The organism is Pseudoramibacter porci, from assembly GCF_009696145.1.
Lineage (GTDB): Bacteria > Bacillota > Clostridia > Eubacteriales > Eubacteriaceae > Pseudoramibacter > Pseudoramibacter porci.
In genome coordinates this window covers 20,949-38,045 of the sequence record NZ_VUMO01000014.1, presented here as the reverse complement: position 1 = coordinate 38,045, position 17,097 = coordinate 20,949, and the positions used below count along the sequence as shown (strand labels likewise).

The following is a 17,097-nucleotide window of genomic DNA, read 5'->3' as shown; positions in this document are numbered from 1 at the left end:
CACTCAGGACCGAATCGTCCTATATTTCGATTTCAATTTATAAATCTACAAATTGCAGCTTGATATTAAATCAAACGAGGCTCCTGAGTATTTTCTCAGAGCCTCGTTTGTCTACAGTCTGAAACCAGATGGTTCAACCATCTGGTTTTTGTCGTAATGACGGGCGTTATGCTTCTTTGGGCTGAAATGAAAACCAATCGTCGCCGGACAACGCTGGGCAGTTTAAAATGAACTGGGTGTCGTTGTCTTGATCGCTTTCGGTGTCGTTGCCCATACTGTCGGCGAATTCAGTGACGAAAGCTGTGACTTGGTCCTTGCCCTTTTGGAGGGCGGCCAAAGCGGCCGGCGGCAGCGCGAAGGGCAGCGCGGGGTCGGTGTCGGCTGGGCGCTTTTTGTCCGAGCGCTTCTTGGCGTGCGTCAGAACGAATCGCGAAAGGGGGTTCGCCTTCAAATCGGCGATGACGTCGGCGATCGTGCAGGTCTGGCGGAACATCAGGGCGCCGTCGTCCCTTCGCTTGGCGATTAGGCTCGGCAGCATCCATTTGACAATCGCCAGAATCAGCCGCCCGCCCCGTTTGGCGGACAAGTCGACGAGGGGCGTCCGGCCGTCTGAAGGGATCAGGTTTAAATTTTTCTGAATGCCGTCGGCGCCGAGAATCTTACTGACCGACAGGGTCTGAGCGTAATCGCCGGCCAGCGCCATTACCAACTCGGTGAAGATGCTGGTGTAGGCGTCGGTCAGGCCGCCCTCAGCCAGAAAATCCCGGGTGTGCAGCGCCCAGTCCTCATGGGGCGTGCCGTCGAGCCCGGCGAGGTGGCGCTGATAAATGTAATTCGTGTAATCCAGAATCGTCCGGCCGTTGGTGACGTCGACCCGGCTCATCGCGCCGACTGTGCGGCGCAGCAGACTGTCTCGGACGTCGGGGTTGAGGCTGAAAAGCTTTGGAATTACGTCGTCGAGGGCGCCTTCGATGCCCTGGGCGTTGACCGACACGTGGATGCCGGCCTTTTTCATTCGGCGGTCCTGCACGTGCAGGCGCTCGACCAACAGTCCGTCGATGGCGTTCACGATTTTGTTGTGGTATGCCGCTTTTTTGTCAGGGTGGGTCTTCAGATATTTGAAGAATTTGCGCAGGTTGTGGACCGCGGTGGTTTCCAGCATGTTCGTGTCAAATCCGTATTGCTTCGCGTAGGCCGTCATGTTGTGGACCGTTTGGGTCTCGCCGGTTTCCGGATTGACGAAGGTGCCGGCGTCGGTGTGGATCAAGGTGTGGACGTCAAAGTTTTCGCGGGTCTGGCCGTCCATTTCCTTTCGGGTCACGGTGACGATGCGCGCCGGAGATGGGTAGCAGATCAGCGAGGCGGTTTCGATGTCGAAGAAGCTGCGGCCCTTTTCGGTCGTCATTTTTTGGATATCGTTGGCGTGCATGTGCCCGGTGAAGACGCCGTCCATGCCAGCGTCGGCGAGGGCCGTCGAAATCCGTTCGTACTCAGGAATTAAGTAAGCAGGCATGGCCTTGGGCTCCATCGAAAAATGGGGCAGGAAGCCGTGGTGGCCGAGGCCGATGACCGTGTCGCCTTGAGCCTTCGCCGCGCGGGTCTGCTCGAGCACCCAGGCCTCGAGCTCGGGGGTGAAAATGCCGGCAGTCTGGTTTTCGTCGATGCCGCGGACCGTCGCGTCTGCGCTGTAACGGTTGGTGTCCATCACGATGAGGGTGAAGCCCGGCTTCGGGCGTACGCAGTAGGACAGGCCGCAGCCCAGCTTCCCCTCCGGCGGCACGAAGCGCTTCACCTCTGTGGCGCCGAAGCGTTCCGGCGCGTAGAGGTCCCCAAAGATGGCGGGGGTGGTGCGCCCGGCGGGTACGGCTTTGCCGTTTGGCGTATTGAAATTCGTGGCGTCCGGGTTGTTGATGTCGTGGTTGCCCGGCGCGGCGAACACCTGGGCGCCGGTATCCCGGGCGAACTGCTCGAGAATGGCCGCGATCGCCTCGTGGCATTCCCATTCGCCGTCCTTGGTCAGGTCCCCGGCGATCATCAGTACGTCCGGGTCCTGCGCTGCCAAGCGTTTCAGCGCCGCTTTCAAAAAGGCGTCGCTTTCGTTGTACATCTTGCGGTCGCTGTTGCGGTGCTCGGTGTAGTTCGGCGTGTCGGCGATCAATGACGGCGCCAGATAGTGCAGGTCGGCCAGAACGGCGATCTTCAGGGCCTGATGACGAGTGTTGGACTGATTTTGATCTGTAGTGTTCATGACATCATCTTCTCTTTTTCTAGTCAATTTATTTTCAGCCCCATTTTAATCATTTTTTCAAGATTTTGCAATCGCCTGAAAGTTATTTTCAAGTAAAAAGCATTGTTTTCAATCCAATAAAAAAGCAGGCTGAAAGTAAGCCTGCTTATTGAAGAAGGAAAAGTGGCATCAATCGGAAATGTCGAAGTCCAATTGGACGTTAACGGTGTAATCCGGGCAGAGGACCTCGGTTTTTTTGACAATTTCCTGGTACAATTGTTTCCGATTGGGCGCGTCGTAGCTGATGATGATGTCGAATTGCAAGGCCTTTTCCGTCTGGTCGAGGAAGAAGCCGTGCATCTGCAGCACGTCGGGATAGTCTTCGAGCAGATCGCGAACCGCTTTTTCGATACGCACCGCTTCCGAATTTTCGGTATTTTTCGCGTAAATCGAAATACCGGCGAGGATGATGTGGTGGCGGGCGAAGACAGCATCGGAGACGTCACGTTCCAGGCTGTCGAGTTCAACGGCGGTCATCGTGTCGGGCACTTCGATATGCACGGAGCCGATCTGGCGGCTCGGGCCGTAATTGTTGACGATCAAGTCGTAGGCGCCTTCGACGCCGTCAACCTGACAGATGGTCTGCTTGATGCCCTGGGCGGTCTTGGCGTCGATGCGTTCGCCGAGGATTTGGCTGACCGTATCCCGGAGGATGTCGATCCCGGCTTTCACGATGAAAACCGAGATGACGGCGCCGAGCCAGGCTTCGAGACTGATGCCGAAAATCAGATAAATCGCGGCGGCGGCCAGTGTCGACGCGGAGATGATGGCGTCGTTGAGGGCGTCGCTGCCCGAAGCGACCAAAGCATCAGAGCTGACCTTTTGGCCGGTCCCCTTGACGAAAAGACCCAGGATAATTTTTGCGACGACGGCCACGGCGATGATGATCAGGGCGATGGCGGAGTAGTCCGGCGCGACCGGATGGATGATTTTCTTCACCGATTCGACCAGCGAGGAAATCCCGGCGTAGAGGACAATCACGGCAATGATCATTGCACTTAAATATTCGAGTCGGCCGTAGCCGAGGGGGTGCTTTTTGTCCGGCGCCTTGCCGGCGAGCTTGGTGCCGACGATGGTGATCACCGAGGACAGCGCGTCGCTCAAATTGTTGACGGCGTCCATGACCACGGCGATTGAGTGGGAGAGCAGACCGACTGCGGCCTTGAAGGCCGCCAAGGCGATGTTGGCGAGGATGCCGACGACGCTGGTGCGAACAATGATTTTTTCACGGTTATCGTTCATTTTAATTTCAAGCCTTTCATTTGGATCAGGTGTCTAGAATCTTGTAAAGCAGACGGTAGAGGGTCTGGGCCTCGTCCGAGTCGAGGGGCACGCAGCGGCCGACCTTCAGCGGGACGTCGGCAAGTTTAGCCTTCATTTCCCGGCCGAGGTCGGTCAAGTCCACCACGACCCGGCGTTCGTCGTCAGGGTCGCGGTGGCGGTTGACGTAACCTTGTTTTTCCATTTTCTTGAGCATCGGCGTCAGTGTGCCGTTGTCGAGGTGGAGCCGGTTGCCGATTTCACCGACCGTGAGGCCGTCCTGCTCCCAGAGCACCATAAAGGTGATGTACTGGGTGTAGGTCAGGCCGAGGGGCTTGAGGTAAGGCGTGTAGGCGCCGACGATTTTCCGAGCGGCCGCGTAGAGGGGGAAACAGAGCTGGTTGTCCAGCTTCAGGGCTTTGTCTGGATCGTAGGGAGTCATTTCAGTCATTAGATCAGCGCTTCCACAGCGGCGCGCACGGTCTTCATGTTGGTTGTCGGTTCAAAACGGTCGACGACGTTGCCGTCCCGGTCGATTAAGAATTTCGTGAAGTTCCATTTGATTTCAGCGTTGTTTTTGTAGTCCGGATCGATTTTTTTGAGCATGGTGCTCATCATCAGCGCCTTCGGGCCTTTGCCGAAGCCGGCGAAAGTTTTCTGGCTCTTCAAATATTTGTAGAGGTCCAGCGCGTTTTCACCGTTGACATCGCTCTTGGTCATCTGGTCGAACTGGGTGTTGTAGTTGAGGGTGCAGAAGTCGTGGACTTCGTCATCGGTGCCCGGTGTCTGGCCGGCGAACTGGTTGCAGGGAATGTCGAGAATTTCGAGGCCCTTGTCGTGGAAGGCTTCGTAGATTTCTTCCAAGTCCTTGTAGTGCGGGGTGAAGCCGCAGCCGGTCGCAGTGTTGACAACGAGGACGACCTTCCCTTTGAAATCGGACATCGGCAGCTTGGAACCGTCGCGTTTGGTCACAGCGTAATCGTAAAAATTGCTCATTTCAGCCTCCTATATATCATTCATTTGGATTCGTATCATTATTTTTATTTGAAGCAATTATATTTTATCAAATACTTTTGGAATGTCAATACTTTTTTGCGTTTCTTAAATAAAAAAGATCGCGGGGCGGGATTGTGATCATTTGTTATAATAAAAAACGAATCAAGCGAGTAGAAAGGAGACCACGATGCCCTTTTGGAATCCATGGCACGGGTGCACAAAATGCAGCCCGGGCTGTGCACACTGCTACGTCTACCGGCGGGATGAAATGTACGGAAAGGACGCGTCCATTGTCACAAAGACGGCGGCTTTCGACCTTCCGGTACGCAGGGACCGAAGCGGCCATTACAAGCTCAAGCCCGGAGCCGGGACGGTGTACACGTGTTTCACGTCCGATTTTTTCCATCCGGCGGCCGATGCGTGGCGAGCGGAGGCCTGGGCGATGATGCGCGCGCGTTCCGATTTGCGTTTTTATTTCATCACGAAGCGGCCGGAACGCATCGCAGACCAATTGCCGGAAAACTGGGGAAATGGCTGGGACAACGTGTACATCTGCTGTACCTGCGAAAATCAGGAGCAGGCGGACCGCCGCCTTCCGGTTTTTCTGGTTCTGCCCTTGCGCCACAAGTCCATCATCCACGAACCGATGCTCGAGGCCATTCACATTGAAAAAGTTCTCGCGCAGTATCACGACGCAATCGAGAGCGTCTCTTGCGGCGGCGAGTCCGGCCCGGACTCCCGACTCTGCGATTACGACTGGATTCTCACAACTCGGGACCAATGCGTCCATTACGGCGTGCCTTTTCATTTTCATCAGACCGGGCGGCTTTTCAAAAAAGACGGCAGAATCTACCGCATCAAAAGGCGGGATCAGGAGACACAGGCATGGAAGGCCGGCATCGATTTTGAAGGGTAAATGGTGCTTTGCAGGGAAGTGTGGATTTGTCGACCACGTTGTCAACATATCCACAGTGTCATTTTTTGTATAGGCGTGAGGTGTGGAAAAATTGATATTGATAAAGAGGGATAAATAAAAAATCTGCCGTCCAATTTATACTGAACGGCAGATGGAAACATTTACGCATTGAGGGCATTTTCAGCATCCTTGTAAATGACAGGATTAATAATATTTGTAATTTTTTCAGATGCTTCAGTCAATTGTCCTTCTTTGGAAAGAATAGGGGTATCCAGGACGGCTTTAATTGAACAGGCGAGAGCAGCTGCTTCTGCGACAACTTTTTTGGAAGTGGGACGATAATGGCGGTAGTCATCACCTTCTATTTGAAAGATGTGTTCCATTTTCCAAATGAGTGGCAGAAAGTAAGCGTCGAGTCGGGCAAGCAATTCATAAAACATGTAACTTCGTCTTCGGATAGCGATGCATTGATCAGAGGCGGTATTCAAAGAAGTGACAATTTTATCGGATTCAGCCTTATTTTTCAGCGCGTTTTCCAAGCTTTTTCCGGCTTTGTTGTCGACTATAAATCCCATGACCATGAGTGCTGGACCGGCAACGAGCCCACCAAGCACTGCGGTACCAAGGGCCATACCGCCTCCACCAGCGGCCAACGAACCGCCGCCGAAAAACGCGAGTGTGGCATTCATTGAGGCAGCGCCGCTCAACGAGGAAATCGCTGTGCCGGTTGATGCGGCGGCAAAGGTCTGAGCGGCACTCCAGGCGCCGAAAGCAGTCAGTGCGCCGCCGGCCGTTCCCGCAGCTGCACCGCCGACGACGTCCAGCACGAGATTACTGAGTTCCTTTAATTCCTTAAAACTGGTCTGGTCGATTTTTAAATTTTTAATTTCATCCAAACCGAGCGAGTCTGCGAAATCGACATTCTTAATTTTGGTAAAGGTATCGAGAAACGCGTGAATACTGTTGTTTAAAATAAATATTTTTTCTTGTCCGAGGTTGGCTAAAGATTCTTTGACTTCCGCGCGTTTTAAATTTAGTTGGTCCCGAGCCTCCTTTATCTGGTCGTTGGCGTATTGATTAATGGTTTTGGCATTAGCTTGATGGTTGTACGCTTGAATGTCCTTAGTGACGCCGACACTGGCTGTAGCAATAGCGGCAGCGATAAAAAATACTGGCAGCATGACTTCCTCCTTACACGTCAGCGATCAGCTGATGAATCGACTGCATGATAATGGCTTCACGATTTTCCAATTCTTTCACCTGAATTTGTACTTCGGCGTATGGCCGCTGACTTGCAGAAAATCGTTTTTTCTCACTTTGTATCGCGAGCAGCGTTTCCATCGCTTCGAGCATTTCTTGAAGTACAGCATCACTGATATCCCATTTCCGCATTATCGCGTCGATGATGCGCTGTTCGGTGTCAGAGTGAAGCCCATCGCTGTAGGAAACGACGATCAAATTCCAGAGCAGCTGACGTGCCTTGATGCTCTGATCTGGCGATTCGATATGGTCGTATTCGAGATCGAGAATCACTGCTTCGTATACCAAATCGCCGTAAGCTTTTTCACCGGCGTGTACGAGAATTTCGTCACCCTTGGACATCATGTCAAACCTAACGGATTCAAAATCGTCAAGCATGCTCTGACCAATGGCATTAAATTGCTCTTTTTCGTCGGCGTTGATTTGTCCGTCGCTGATGATCAGATAATAGATAATTTTTAAAGCTGTTTCAGAAGATACGAGATTTTTGAGTTTGCTTTCCCGAGCTTCCCGAAGGGCGTTCTTCGTGTCCTCTCTTGTTTTTTTCAAGCGTTCACTGGTTTCGCTCAAAGTGGATTTCCCTTTTTCGACCGCCTTATTCAATTTATCGGAAATGGCGACCGCAGTTTCGGACTGAGCCGCTTTTTTGATGCTGTCCGGCATATTTTCCTTCACGCTTTCCTGCACTTTTTCCGCTGCGATTTTGGCGTCTTCAGCGGATGCTTTAAGCGTTTTTTTCAGTTTTGAAAAATCAAATTTAGCCATTCTTTTCCTCCTTATAATTTAAAAGGTTCGTCGGCATCCATCAGTTCGTCAAATTCCTGCTGATTGGTAAACTGCACCTCGTAATTCAAAATGCGCTGGATTTCTGTATTGCCTTGAATGAATTGGTCGGCATCGCCTTCTAAAACAGCTTGGTCCATCATGGCGAAGCCATCGCGGAATACAGAGATGCGTTCGGAAAGATAACGATCGATCCAATCGTTCATTTCGGCCCGATACGTATCGAGCATTTGAATGAAGGCGCGGTTTTCGCGTTCGAGGGCGATGCGTTCGTCCTGAGCGGCGGCGTATGCCGCGGCGGATTTTTCAATCTCTTTGTAAGCGGCCAGTGCCGCGTAAAACGAAATCATGACGCCAGCTAATTCCAATGAGACGCCGCCAAGCTGTACAACATCTTGAACGCCGTGTTGATTGAGAAAGTCAAGCGCCTGCGCGGCTTGGAACTTGACCGCGCTAATCTGCTGTAATGCGGAAGCAAGATTGTCATCTCCCTGAGCTGCAGCGTCAATAAAACATTTGACAATGGGAATCATGCCACTATCCTGGATAAGCCCAATGATGAGTTCGTCGCTGTCGATTTCCTGATGATAATATTTTTTGACGACAGTACCGATGTTTTTAGCGCAAGCTGCTAATTCAGGCTTAAAACTTTCGTCGTCAAAAATTTCTTTATAATGGGGATTATCCATTTCGGCGGCTTGTTCCCGAAGGTAATTAATAATCATGTTGAGCGCATTTTCGGATACGATGCCGAATAATTCTTTTTTGGCTTGATTTTTATTTGATTCATCGCCGCTGAGCATCAATTTGATGGCGTTAATGATTTTTCCTAAATATTCAGATTGGCATAATTGTCCTTGTAGATCCATGTCAAAGAACCTCCAGGTTCAAAAATAAATGTTATTTTTATTATAGCACATATTGTAGCTGGATATGTTATATGCAGATAATGACGTCATTAATGTTGCTGCTAATATTGTTTGGAGACAAGGAGGAGTAACCTATTTGGATTTACTGTAAATGACAGTGTATAATAGAAAAAATTGCGAAGAGGAGGACTGACAATGGAACACAGATGCAAAGTGACGGTTTTGGATAAGAAATTGTATCCGGAGCTTCAGGCCGAATACTGCGCAGTGCCGGACAGCGGGAAATGCCCGGTTTTTAATGTCGGCGATACGTTTTTGTTTTACCGCAACGACGAACGGGACGATTATTGGCACGCCGGCGAAGGCACACTGATCAAGGCGGGAACGCCGGACGAGGGGTGTCTGCAGTCGCCCGGGACGGCGCACTGCGGCGAAAAGGGCGTGCCCTTCTGCACCGAAGCGTGGGACGCGATCAGCCGCTACATTTACACAGCGCTTCAGGGCGGCAGCATCATGCACGGCTGGACCAAGGACGACCGCGTGATGATCGCCTGCTGCAACGACGGGACCCGCCCAGTTATTTTTAAAATCGAACGAATCGACGTGGATGAATAATGTAATCATGTGAACGCAGCCCTTTCGGCGAAACTGATCGCTGAGAGGGCTTTTGTCTGCAAAAAATTATGCTGAGTTTGGCAGTTTTACAAACTTTTTACTGAAAACGTCTCAAAATCGTGAGATAATAAACTAAAAAACCATATTTGTAAAGTCAATGGAGAAACGCAATGGCGGAGATAATTAAAATAGATGCGCTGAACAAAAGCTTCGGGGCGCTGCACGCGGTGCAGGATTTGAGCTTTCAGGTCGAGACCGGCGAGCTGTTTGCCTTTCTCGGCGTGAACGGCGCAGGGAAAAGCACGACGATTCACATGATGTGCGGGCAGCTTGCGAAAGACAGCGGCCGGATCGTCATCGATGGCGTCGATATCGACACGGACGTCGACGCGGTGAAAGCCAAAATCGGCGTGGTATTTCAGAGCTCGGTGCTCGACCAGCGGCTTTCCGTGCGGGATAATCTCGAATCTCGAGCCGCCCTTTACGGTATCGTCGGCAGGGCCTTCACCCGGCGCCTCGGGGAATTGACCGAGCTGTTGGGATTTGGGAACCTGCTCAAGCAGCCGGTAGGTTCGCTTTCAGGCGGCCAGCGGCGGCGCATCGACATCGCCCGGGCGCTGCTCCACCAGCCGCAGCTGCTCATCCTCGATGAGCCGACCACCGGGCTCGACCCGCAGACGCGTCAGCTGGTCTGGCAGGTCATCGGGCGGCTGCGCCAAACCGAACACATCACGGTGTTCCTGACGACCCATTATATGGAAGAGGCCGCCGACGCCGATCACGTGGTGATCCTCGACGCCGGGAAAATCGTAGCGGAGGGGACGCCCCTCGAACTGAAGAACCGCTACACCGGCGACTTTATCACGCTCTACGGCGTAGGGCCCGAGACGGCCGATACCCTCGGTCTGCCCTGTGAGACACTGCGGGACGGGATTCGGATTGCCGTGCCGAACACGGCCGCGGCGGCCGCGCTGATCGTCAAGCACCCGGAGCTGTTCGTGGATTTTGAGGTCACGAAGGGCAAAATGGACGACGTCTTTCTGGCGGCCACCGGGAAACAACTCAAGGAGGACCGCACCCAATGAAACCGATGTTGATACTCACCAAGCGCAACAGCAAGCTCTACTTCAAAGATAAGGGGATGTTTTTCAGCTCGCTGATTACGCCGATGATTCTGCTCGTGCTGTACGCGACCTTCCTCGCGAAGGTGTACCGCGAATCCTTCACCGCGGGCCTTCCGGCGGGCCTCCATATCTCGGACAACATCATCGACGGGCTGGTCGGCGGACAGCTGATCTCGTCGCTGTTGGCCGTGTCCTGCGTGACGGTCGCCTTCTGCGCCAACATGGTCATGGTCCAGGACAAGGTCACCGGCGCCGTCCGCGATTTGACCATCGCCCCGGTCAGGCGCTCGGTCCTGTCGCTGAGCTATTACCTGTCGGCGGTGGGGACGACGCTGATCGTCTGCCTGAGCGCGCTGGGCGTCGGCCTAATTTACCTGGCGTCGGTCGGCTGGTATCTGACGGCCGCGGATGTGCTCCACATCGTCGGCAACGTAGCGCTGCTGGTGCTCTTCGGGACGGCCCTTTCCTCGCTCATCAATTTTTTCCTGACGACCCAGGGACAGATTTCAGCAGTTGGGACGATCATCAGCTCGGCCTACGGCTTTATCTGCGGCGCCTACATGCCCATCGCCTCGTTCAGCAAGGGTTTACGGCGCGTGCTCACCTGGCTGCCGGGCACCTACGGCACGGTGCTGCTCAGACGGCACACGATGCGCGGTGCCTTTGATGCGCTGAAGGATGCCGGGGTACCGGCGCCTGCTGTCAAGGCCCTCAAGAACAGCGTCGACTACAACCTGATGGTCAACCACAAGGCGGTCAGTCCGGAGATCATGGCCGCCGTTCTCGCGGTCAGCACAGCGGTTTTAATCGGGATTTACATCGCGATGAATGGGCTCGGCAGACGGCGATGAAGTCATATACTTTAAAATCATTTTCCCTAGTTTATCACTGTTGACGACGTAGCTGGCGTGGGATTCGCCAGGGAGAATCATTTCTCTGGCATGGGGGATCATCGCCGCGATTTCGTCGGTCTCTTGCCGTTTGACCAAGTCGTGCTGTCCCGCGACGATCAGCGTATCGGCCCGAATCTGCTGCAGCTCCTGATCGGTGATGTCCGGCTCGTGCAGCATCAGCTGGCGCAGCGGGTCCTTTCGGAAGCAATTAAACACGCGCAGAGGCAGCCGGAAGAACCATCGGAGCCCTTCTGGCCGTCGGTTGGCCCCACAGACAATCAGCGTGGTGATCCGCCGGGTCATGGCGGCGGCGAGAAGTCCGATAATGCCGCCGTCAGAAAAGCCCACAAAGGCCACGTCTTTCAAGTCCTTCTCCCGAAGAAAGAGCAGCATATCTTCCGCCATTTCCCGGTAGTGGAAGGTGTCCACAGGGCTGCTTTCGCCGTGCCCTCTGGAATCGATCAGATAACAGGTGAAATGCGACTTGAGCAGGTGGACGGAACGGTCAAAGATGCGGTGATCTTCGCCGTTGCCGTGCACCAGGAGCATTGGTCGGCCCTGCCCGACGATTTGGTAGCGCAAGGTCAGTCCATTGAGACGGATGGATTTCAAAGTGTTCATTCCTTTCTTTTCTGGCGTTTATCCCGCCTGGCCTTTTTCTTTTCAGCCTTTTCGACGCGACGCATTTCGAGAAAAGCCTGCACGTAGTCGCGGAAACCGTGGGAATCCAGCACGGCAAAAGCCGCTTCTTCCATCCACAGGGACAGATGCTTGGGCCGGCAGACGATGTAAATATTCTGCCAGTCCGGGTTGTATTTAGCCTTGGCCTGCTGCAGCGATTCAAAGCCGTACATGTAGTTCATGTGGGTGTAGACGTAATGTTCCGCCCGCTCCGACAGATCCGCGTGGGGATGATCCGCCGTGCGGTAAAAGGGCGCGGCGCCGAGGCTGGCCTGTTCGGCGCCCTCCTGTTTCAGTTTAGCCATGATGTCGTGGAACAACAGCTCCATGACGCCGTGGGGGCAGCCTTCTCTGCGGCGCATGATGTCGATGATCCACGCCTTTCCACAACGGTAGGGATTGAGGACGTTGAACCCTTGAATCACGCCGTCGGTGTCCACCGCGTAAAAATAGCGCTTGTCGCAGGGCTGGTCTAGCATCAGACTGCCCACGGCAAATTGAAGCCGGGCGGTGTGTTTGCCCTGCAGCCACTGATCGCTGATTTCAATAAACTGACGTTCCACCTCAGGATCTCTCTTGTCCCAGGGGCGGTATTCTTTGACGGCCAGCCCTTTGTGCACGGCGGTGTGCCAGGAGGAGCGCACCTTCGCACATTTGCCGCCGGCCATGGACCAGGTCTGCACGTCGAACACGGCCTCTTCGCCGCTTTTGTGGCAGCCGAACCCGGCGCTCCGGTAAGCGTCCAGGTGCGTTGCCATCGTCATCAGGAAAACGATGCGGTAGCGGTGTGCGGCTGCAAACCGTCGGAGCTGCGCCAGAAATTCTGAAAAATGTGCCTCGGGACAGATGGGATCGCCGCAGATGACCATGGTGTGGCCGGAGATGGCGTAACTGGCGACGCCGTCGAAGCCTTCCGCGAAAAACCATTGCTTGTCCGGCTCCAGAGACAGGTAGGCCAAAGAATTCTCGCTGTATTTTCTCAAGATGTCGCGCACCCGCAGCCATTGCTGGGCGCGGTCCTTTTCTTTATTCGTTTCACACTGCTGTGTCATGGGTTGCCCCTCCTTTTGTCAAAATAGAAAATAGGTCTTGCCTTTGCTGAGTATATCACCAACACATTCACTTGAAAAGGGAGGTTGAACCGACAGCGCTCGGCTCAAGGCTCACCATGGCACATGTTGTTTCAAACCGGTTTCGGCCCAATAGGCCTGGTCGTTTGCCGGCAGATGCCCCAGGATAAACTTGCGGTAAAATCGGAAAAACAGACGGGTTTTGAGCCCTGGCCGGACACGGCCGACACGGATTTTAATCCGCTCCGCGATTTTGGACACGGCGCGGGCCGTACGCCGCTGCTTTTTTTCTGTCATGTGGGCGTAGGCGTCCGCGTGGGTCGCAATGCCAAAGGTGTAGATTTTGCCGACACCCCAGAAAAACAAGCTGTCTTGAACATCCTTGATGGCTGATTTCATCCCGGCGCCGGCGGCCGTGGTGAGGACGACGGCCTGCTTTTTGAACATCGACGGCTCCGGCCGGTGAATGATCCACCGCCAGCCGTAATGATCGAGAAAAGTTTTCATCGCGCCGGTGGCGTGGTAGACGTAGACCGGGGTGGTAAAAATCAGCACGTCGGCGGCGTCCATCGCCCGGGTGATCGGCGCGAGGGCTTTGGCGTGGGGGCAGAGCACTTCGTCCCGGCGAATGCATTGGGCGCAGCCCGTGCAGAAGGCGCCGAAATCCCGGGGCAGGAAAAATTCTGTCACGTCGCCGTCCAGCTGGTCGATCAGCATGCGGGCGATGTGGTGGGTGGTGCCCTTGTGGTTTTGTCCGTTAATTAAAACGATTTTCATCAATACATTTCCTTTCAATTCAAATCTGAATCGTCAGCGCCGATCTCGATGATCCGGGTCTTGCCGACGGCGCGGCTGAGCCGGTGAGAGATGGACAGCACCGTCCGGCCTTTGGCGGAAGCCTGAATCGCCTGGAGGACGCGGGCTTCGGTCTCGGCGTCGAGGCCTGCGGTGATTTCGTCGAGGAGCAGGATTTTCGGGTCGGCGGCAAGGGCGCGGGCGATGGCCAAAAGCTGCAGCTGCCCCTTGGAGAAGAGCCCCGGACCCATCGGCGTGTCGAGCCCGTCGGGCAGGCCAGCGACGGTGTCGTCGAGACCGGCGAGGTGCAGCGCGCGGATAACGGCATCGTCGCCGCAGCTGGGATCGAAGAGCGTGATCTGATCTCGGACGGTGCCGGGGACGAGGTCGAAGTGCTGGGAGACGCAGCCGTAAAGCGAGCGGCGCGCTTCAGGGGCGATCCCAGCCGGGCATTGGCCACCCAGCCAAACGCGGCCGGCTTGGGGCGTGTAGAGGCCGGTCAGCAGCCGGAATACCGTCGATTTGCCGGCGCCGGTTCGGCCGACGAAGGTGACGCGCTCGCCGGGGCGGACGGTGAAGGATAAATCCTTCAGGACCGGCTGAGCGGGGTCGTAGCCGAAGGTCAGGTGGTCGAAAGCGGTGATGGCTTCTGCAGCCGGCGGCGTGAGAGCAGGGGCCCATTCGGGTTCGGCGAGGAACTCGCTGATGTGGTGAACCGCTGCGGCCGCGGCCTGAATGTTCTGGATTTCCATGCCGATGTTTTCCAGCGGTGAGAAAATCTGGCCGACGTAGGCGATCATGGCGACGGCGGAACCGACGGAGATGCCGAAGAAAGCGCTGGCCGCCCGTCCCCGCGCGGCGAAAATCATCATGAATGCGACGACGGCCGCCTGTACGGTCAGGATGACCGGCGAATAAATGCTGTCGATGAGGTTGGCGCGGTCCACGGCGTCGTAGCTCTCCTGGATGTAGCCGTCGTAGGTGTCTTCCATGTGGCGTTCGGCGTGAAACAGCCGGATCATCCGCAGACATTTGAGGGTCTCCGGCACGTGGTTGTTGACTTTGGCGATGGCCCGGCGGTTGTCGAGCTGGGCTGCGCCGGTGCGTCTTTGGCACCACCGTGTGAATAAGAAAAGCAGCGGCGTCACGGCGAGGACGATCAGCCCGAGCCCCTTGGAGCGGGTGAAGATGACTGCAAGAATGGCGATGAGCTTGAAACTGTCAGCGATCATCGAGACGACGCCGTCGCTGTAGAGGATGTCGATGGCGTCGCCGTCATTGGTGAAGATCGAAGCGGTCACCCCGCTTTGGTGGGTGTGGAAATAATCGGCCGGCAGGCGGGAGAGCTTCGCGAAGAGCGCGGAGCGGATGCCGTGGGTCATTTTCTGGCCAAAGATTGTGATCGCGGCGTTCTGAAGGGATTCGCAGAGGTCAGCGATGACGACACAGGCGAAATAGAGCAGGGCCAGCGCAAAGGGAATGGCCTGGCGCGCGGCGAGGCGGTTGACGACCCGCTCAAGCACCAGCGGCGGGATCAGCGCCGTGGCTACCGACGCGGCGATGGCGGCGCAAACTCCGAAGGTGAGGCCTTTGTGCGCGCGCACGACACCGCCCAGGGTGCGGCGGAGCAGGGGATTGGTTTCAGTTTTCATGGCGGTCTCCTTCGAGGGTTTGCTTCAGGTACAGGCTGCGGTAGCCGGGTTCGGCCTCGAGCATGGCCGTGTGCGTTAAAAAGGTGCCGGTGCCGTCGTGGAGGTAGAGCACGTGGTCGCACTCGGGAAAATGGGCGAGGCGGTGGGAAATCAAAAGCAAGGTTTGATTTTTTCCGTGTGTCCGAAAGTCCTTAAAAATTTGGACTTCGGTTTTTGGATCCACGGCAGCGAAGGGATCGTCGAGAATGACGATGGCCCGGGCGTGGGCGAGGGTGCGCGCGAGGGCGAGGCGAGCCTGCTGGCCGCCGGAGAGCATGGCGCCGCCGGCGCCGACCGGGCTGTCCGGGGTGCGGTGCATGGCCGAGAGATCCTGGTCCATCGCGGTGCGCCTTAGAAAATTCTCCGCGTCGACAGCGCTGCCGAGGGTGATATTGTCCCGGAAGGTCGTGCTCAAAAGCTCGGGCTCATGGCCCATGTAGGTGAAGGTCTCGAGCCGTTCTTTCTGATCCATCTCAGCGAAATTCTTCGCGCCGACCGTAATGGTCCCGGTGTAAGGGACTTCGCCGATGAGGATTTTGCCGAGAAGGGATTTGCCCGACGAGATTTCTCCGGTGATGCCGACGATTTCGCCGGGATGCGCGGCGAAGCTGATATGGTGCAGGAAATTGGGCTCGCGGTAGCCGCAGGCGACGTCGTCAAAAGTGAGGGATACGGGTACAACCGGCCGGTCCATCACGGTCCAGTCGTCGTTGACCGCCTCCCGCATCAGCGGCTGAATCCGCTTCCAGGAGACCGACGCCTTCTGCACCGAATTGAATAGCTTGGCCGCGTGGCTCGCTTTGACGGCGAGCTTTGTAAAGCAGGCGAGGAAAGTCGTGAACGCCGCGATGTTCCAGGCTATCCAGCCGGTGCCGGCGACGTTGCGGGCGCCGAAATAGAGAATCATCACGGCGCCGATCATCGCGACCGCGTCGTAGAGGGGCGTCGTCGCGCCCTCGTAGAGGTTGGCCCGGGCGCTCTTTTTTTCGTAATCGGACAGCGCGTCTTCGGCGGCGGCGTTTCGGTCAGCCTCCCGGCCGTAGAGGCGGTAGGTGACGGCGTGATCGATCCGGTCCATCGTGACGCCGTTCAGAGCCGATTCGCTCTGCTTGTAGGCGGCGTTGGCCGCGGTGACCCGCGCCTTGAGCCGATCCGCTGCAAAATAGGCCAGCGGGGTGAACAGGCAGGCGAGGATCGTCAGCCGCCAGTCGTAGCGCGCCAGCATGACGATATAGGCGATCATGACGACGCCGGTGTCGAAGAGTTCGGTGGTGAATTTGCGCATGCCCTCGGTGCAGGCGTCCACGTCGGCGATGGCCTTCGTTAAAAGCGAACCGAGGCTTTCATCTTTGAGGGTGTCGGCATCGGGATGGACGAGGCTGTTGTAGAGACAGTGGCGCATATTCCGGCTGACGTTATTGGCGAAGCGCCGCACGCTGAAGCGCTTGACCGCGCGCATGGCTTGGACGCCGCCGATCACGGCGACGTAGCACAGTGCGAGGGTGACCATGTCGCGCCAGATGGCCCGGTGGTGAAAAATGTCGTAAAGGCATTGGGCCAGCCGCCCTTCGAAATAGGGGCCGGCGACCATGCCGATGTTGTAGATAAGACCAGAGATGGTGACGATGATTAAAACCGGCACTTCGGATTTGAAATACGAGGCGATGCGGTCTGGCTGGCGGATAAAACTGCGGCGCTGTTTCACGATGAGCCCTCCAAATGTATAAACTGGGATAAAAAAACAATAACACATCGCGGTGGGCGTTGCAACGACAGCGGACGCGCGCAAATATAAGCATTCTCTAAATAAAAAAGAGGGACGTCTGATTTTTCAGACTTCCCTCTTCTGTATATGGA

General features: G+C 55.6%; 16 protein-coding genes. 4 read left to right on the top strand and 12 right to left on the bottom strand.

Features of this window, described 5'->3' with window-relative positions; genetic code table 11:
• Positions 1 to 166: 166 nt before the first annotated feature.
• From FYJ52_RS09055 to FYJ52_RS09040, 4 genes are all read right to left on the bottom strand, one after another.
• Positions 167 to 2,248, bottom strand: a complete 2,082-nt coding sequence (locus FYJ52_RS09055; protein WP_154576900.1) for a metallophosphoesterase family protein — start codon at positions 2,246 to 2,248, stop codon at positions 167 to 169.
• A 168-nt stretch (positions 2,249 to 2,416) separates the two neighbouring features.
• Positions 2,417 to 3,529, bottom strand: a complete 1,113-nt coding sequence (locus FYJ52_RS09050; RefSeq protein ID WP_154576899.1) for a cation diffusion facilitator family transporter — start codon at positions 3,527 to 3,529, stop codon at positions 2,417 to 2,419.
• 25 nt (positions 3,530 to 3,554) lie between these two features.
• Entirely contained in the window at positions 3,555 to 3,998 is a 444-nt protein-coding gene (locus FYJ52_RS09045) for a MarR family winged helix-turn-helix transcriptional regulator (RefSeq protein WP_235901585.1), read from the bottom strand.
• Positions 3,998 to 4,543 carry a glutathione peroxidase gene (locus tag FYJ52_RS09040; RefSeq protein WP_154576898.1) on the bottom strand — a complete coding sequence of 182 codons (546 nt, stop codon included), beginning with the start codon at positions 4,541 to 4,543 and terminating at the stop codon, positions 3,998 to 4,000. The genes FYJ52_RS09045 and FYJ52_RS09040 overlap by 1 nt, the downstream gene beginning before the upstream one ends.
• A gap of 187 nt (positions 4,544 to 4,730) precedes the next feature.
• On the opposite strand from FYJ52_RS09040, the gene FYJ52_RS09035 reads away from it, so the two are divergent.
• Positions 4,731 to 5,459, top strand: a complete 729-nt coding sequence (locus tag FYJ52_RS09035) for a DUF5131 family protein (protein ID WP_154576897.1) — start codon at positions 4,731 to 4,733, stop codon at positions 5,457 to 5,459.
• Between the two features lie 161 nt (positions 5,460 to 5,620).
• On the opposite strand, the gene FYJ52_RS09030 is transcribed toward FYJ52_RS09035, so the two are convergent.
• The 3 genes from FYJ52_RS09030 to FYJ52_RS09020 are packed head-to-tail and all read right to left on the bottom strand — an operon-like array spanning position 5,621 to position 8,371.
• On the bottom strand, positions 5,621 to 6,640 hold the full coding sequence (locus FYJ52_RS09030; RefSeq protein WP_154576896.1) for a hypothetical protein: 1,020 nt from the start codon (positions 6,638 to 6,640) through the stop codon (positions 5,621 to 5,623).
• Between the two features lie 10 nt (positions 6,641 to 6,650).
• Entirely contained in the window at positions 6,651 to 7,484 is an 834-nt protein-coding gene (locus FYJ52_RS09025) for a hypothetical protein (protein ID WP_154576895.1), read from the bottom strand.
• Between the two features lie 11 nt (positions 7,485 to 7,495).
• The gene (locus tag FYJ52_RS09020) at positions 7,496 to 8,371 is read right to left on the bottom strand and encodes a hypothetical protein (protein ID WP_154576894.1); all 876 of its coding nucleotides are present in this window, start codon (positions 8,369 to 8,371) and stop codon (positions 7,496 to 7,498) included.
• Positions 8,372 to 8,566: 195 nt separating this feature from the next.
• Here FYJ52_RS09020 and FYJ52_RS09015 point away from each other — a divergent pair, with 195 nt between their 5' ends.
• The 3 genes from FYJ52_RS09015 to FYJ52_RS09005 all read left to right on the top strand — a co-directional run bounded on the left by FYJ52_RS09015 (position 8,567) and on the right by FYJ52_RS09005 (position 10,961).
• The gene (locus FYJ52_RS09015; RefSeq protein WP_154576893.1) at positions 8,567 to 8,986 is read left to right on the top strand and encodes a TIGR04076 family protein; all 420 of its coding nucleotides are present in this window, start codon (positions 8,567 to 8,569) and stop codon (positions 8,984 to 8,986) included.
• Between the two features lie 170 nt (positions 8,987 to 9,156).
• Positions 9,157 to 10,071 carry an ABC transporter ATP-binding protein gene (locus FYJ52_RS09010; RefSeq protein ID WP_154576892.1) on the top strand — a complete coding sequence of 305 codons (915 nt, stop codon included), beginning with the start codon at positions 9,157 to 9,159 and terminating at the stop codon, positions 10,069 to 10,071.
• Entirely contained in the window at positions 10,068 to 10,961 is an 894-nt protein-coding gene (locus FYJ52_RS09005; RefSeq protein WP_154576891.1) for an ABC transporter permease, read from the top strand. Before FYJ52_RS09010 ends, FYJ52_RS09005 begins: the two co-directional genes overlap by 4 nt.
• On the opposite strand, the gene FYJ52_RS09000 is transcribed toward FYJ52_RS09005, so the two are convergent.
• The 5 genes from FYJ52_RS09000 to FYJ52_RS08980 form a co-directional block, all read right to left on the bottom strand.
• Positions 10,914 to 11,624 (bottom strand): alpha/beta fold hydrolase, encoded by a 711-nt coding sequence (locus tag FYJ52_RS09000; protein ID WP_154576890.1) that lies wholly within the window; start codon positions 11,622 to 11,624, stop codon positions 10,914 to 10,916. The genes FYJ52_RS09005 and FYJ52_RS09000 overlap by 48 nt on opposite strands.
• Positions 11,621 to 12,736, bottom strand: a complete 1,116-nt coding sequence (locus tag FYJ52_RS08995; RefSeq protein WP_154576889.1) for a bifunctional lysylphosphatidylglycerol flippase/synthetase MprF — start codon at positions 12,734 to 12,736, stop codon at positions 11,621 to 11,623. The genes FYJ52_RS09000 and FYJ52_RS08995 overlap by 4 nt, the downstream gene beginning before the upstream one ends.
• Before the next feature lie 111 nt (positions 12,737 to 12,847).
• Complete coding sequence (locus tag FYJ52_RS08990) at positions 12,848 to 13,531, bottom strand: flavodoxin family protein (RefSeq protein ID WP_154576888.1); 684 nt, start codon at positions 13,529 to 13,531, stop codon at positions 12,848 to 12,850.
• 14 nt (positions 13,532 to 13,545) lie between these two features.
• Positions 13,546 to 15,201, bottom strand: coding sequence for an ABC transporter ATP-binding protein (locus FYJ52_RS08985; RefSeq protein WP_154576887.1), 1,656 nt, complete (start codon positions 15,199 to 15,201; stop codon positions 13,546 to 13,548).
• Entirely contained in the window at positions 15,191 to 16,945 is a 1,755-nt protein-coding gene (locus FYJ52_RS08980) for an ABC transporter ATP-binding protein (protein ID WP_328598799.1), read from the bottom strand. Before FYJ52_RS08980 ends, FYJ52_RS08985 begins: the two co-directional genes overlap by 11 nt.
• Positions 16,946 to 17,097: the final 152 nt, after the last annotated feature.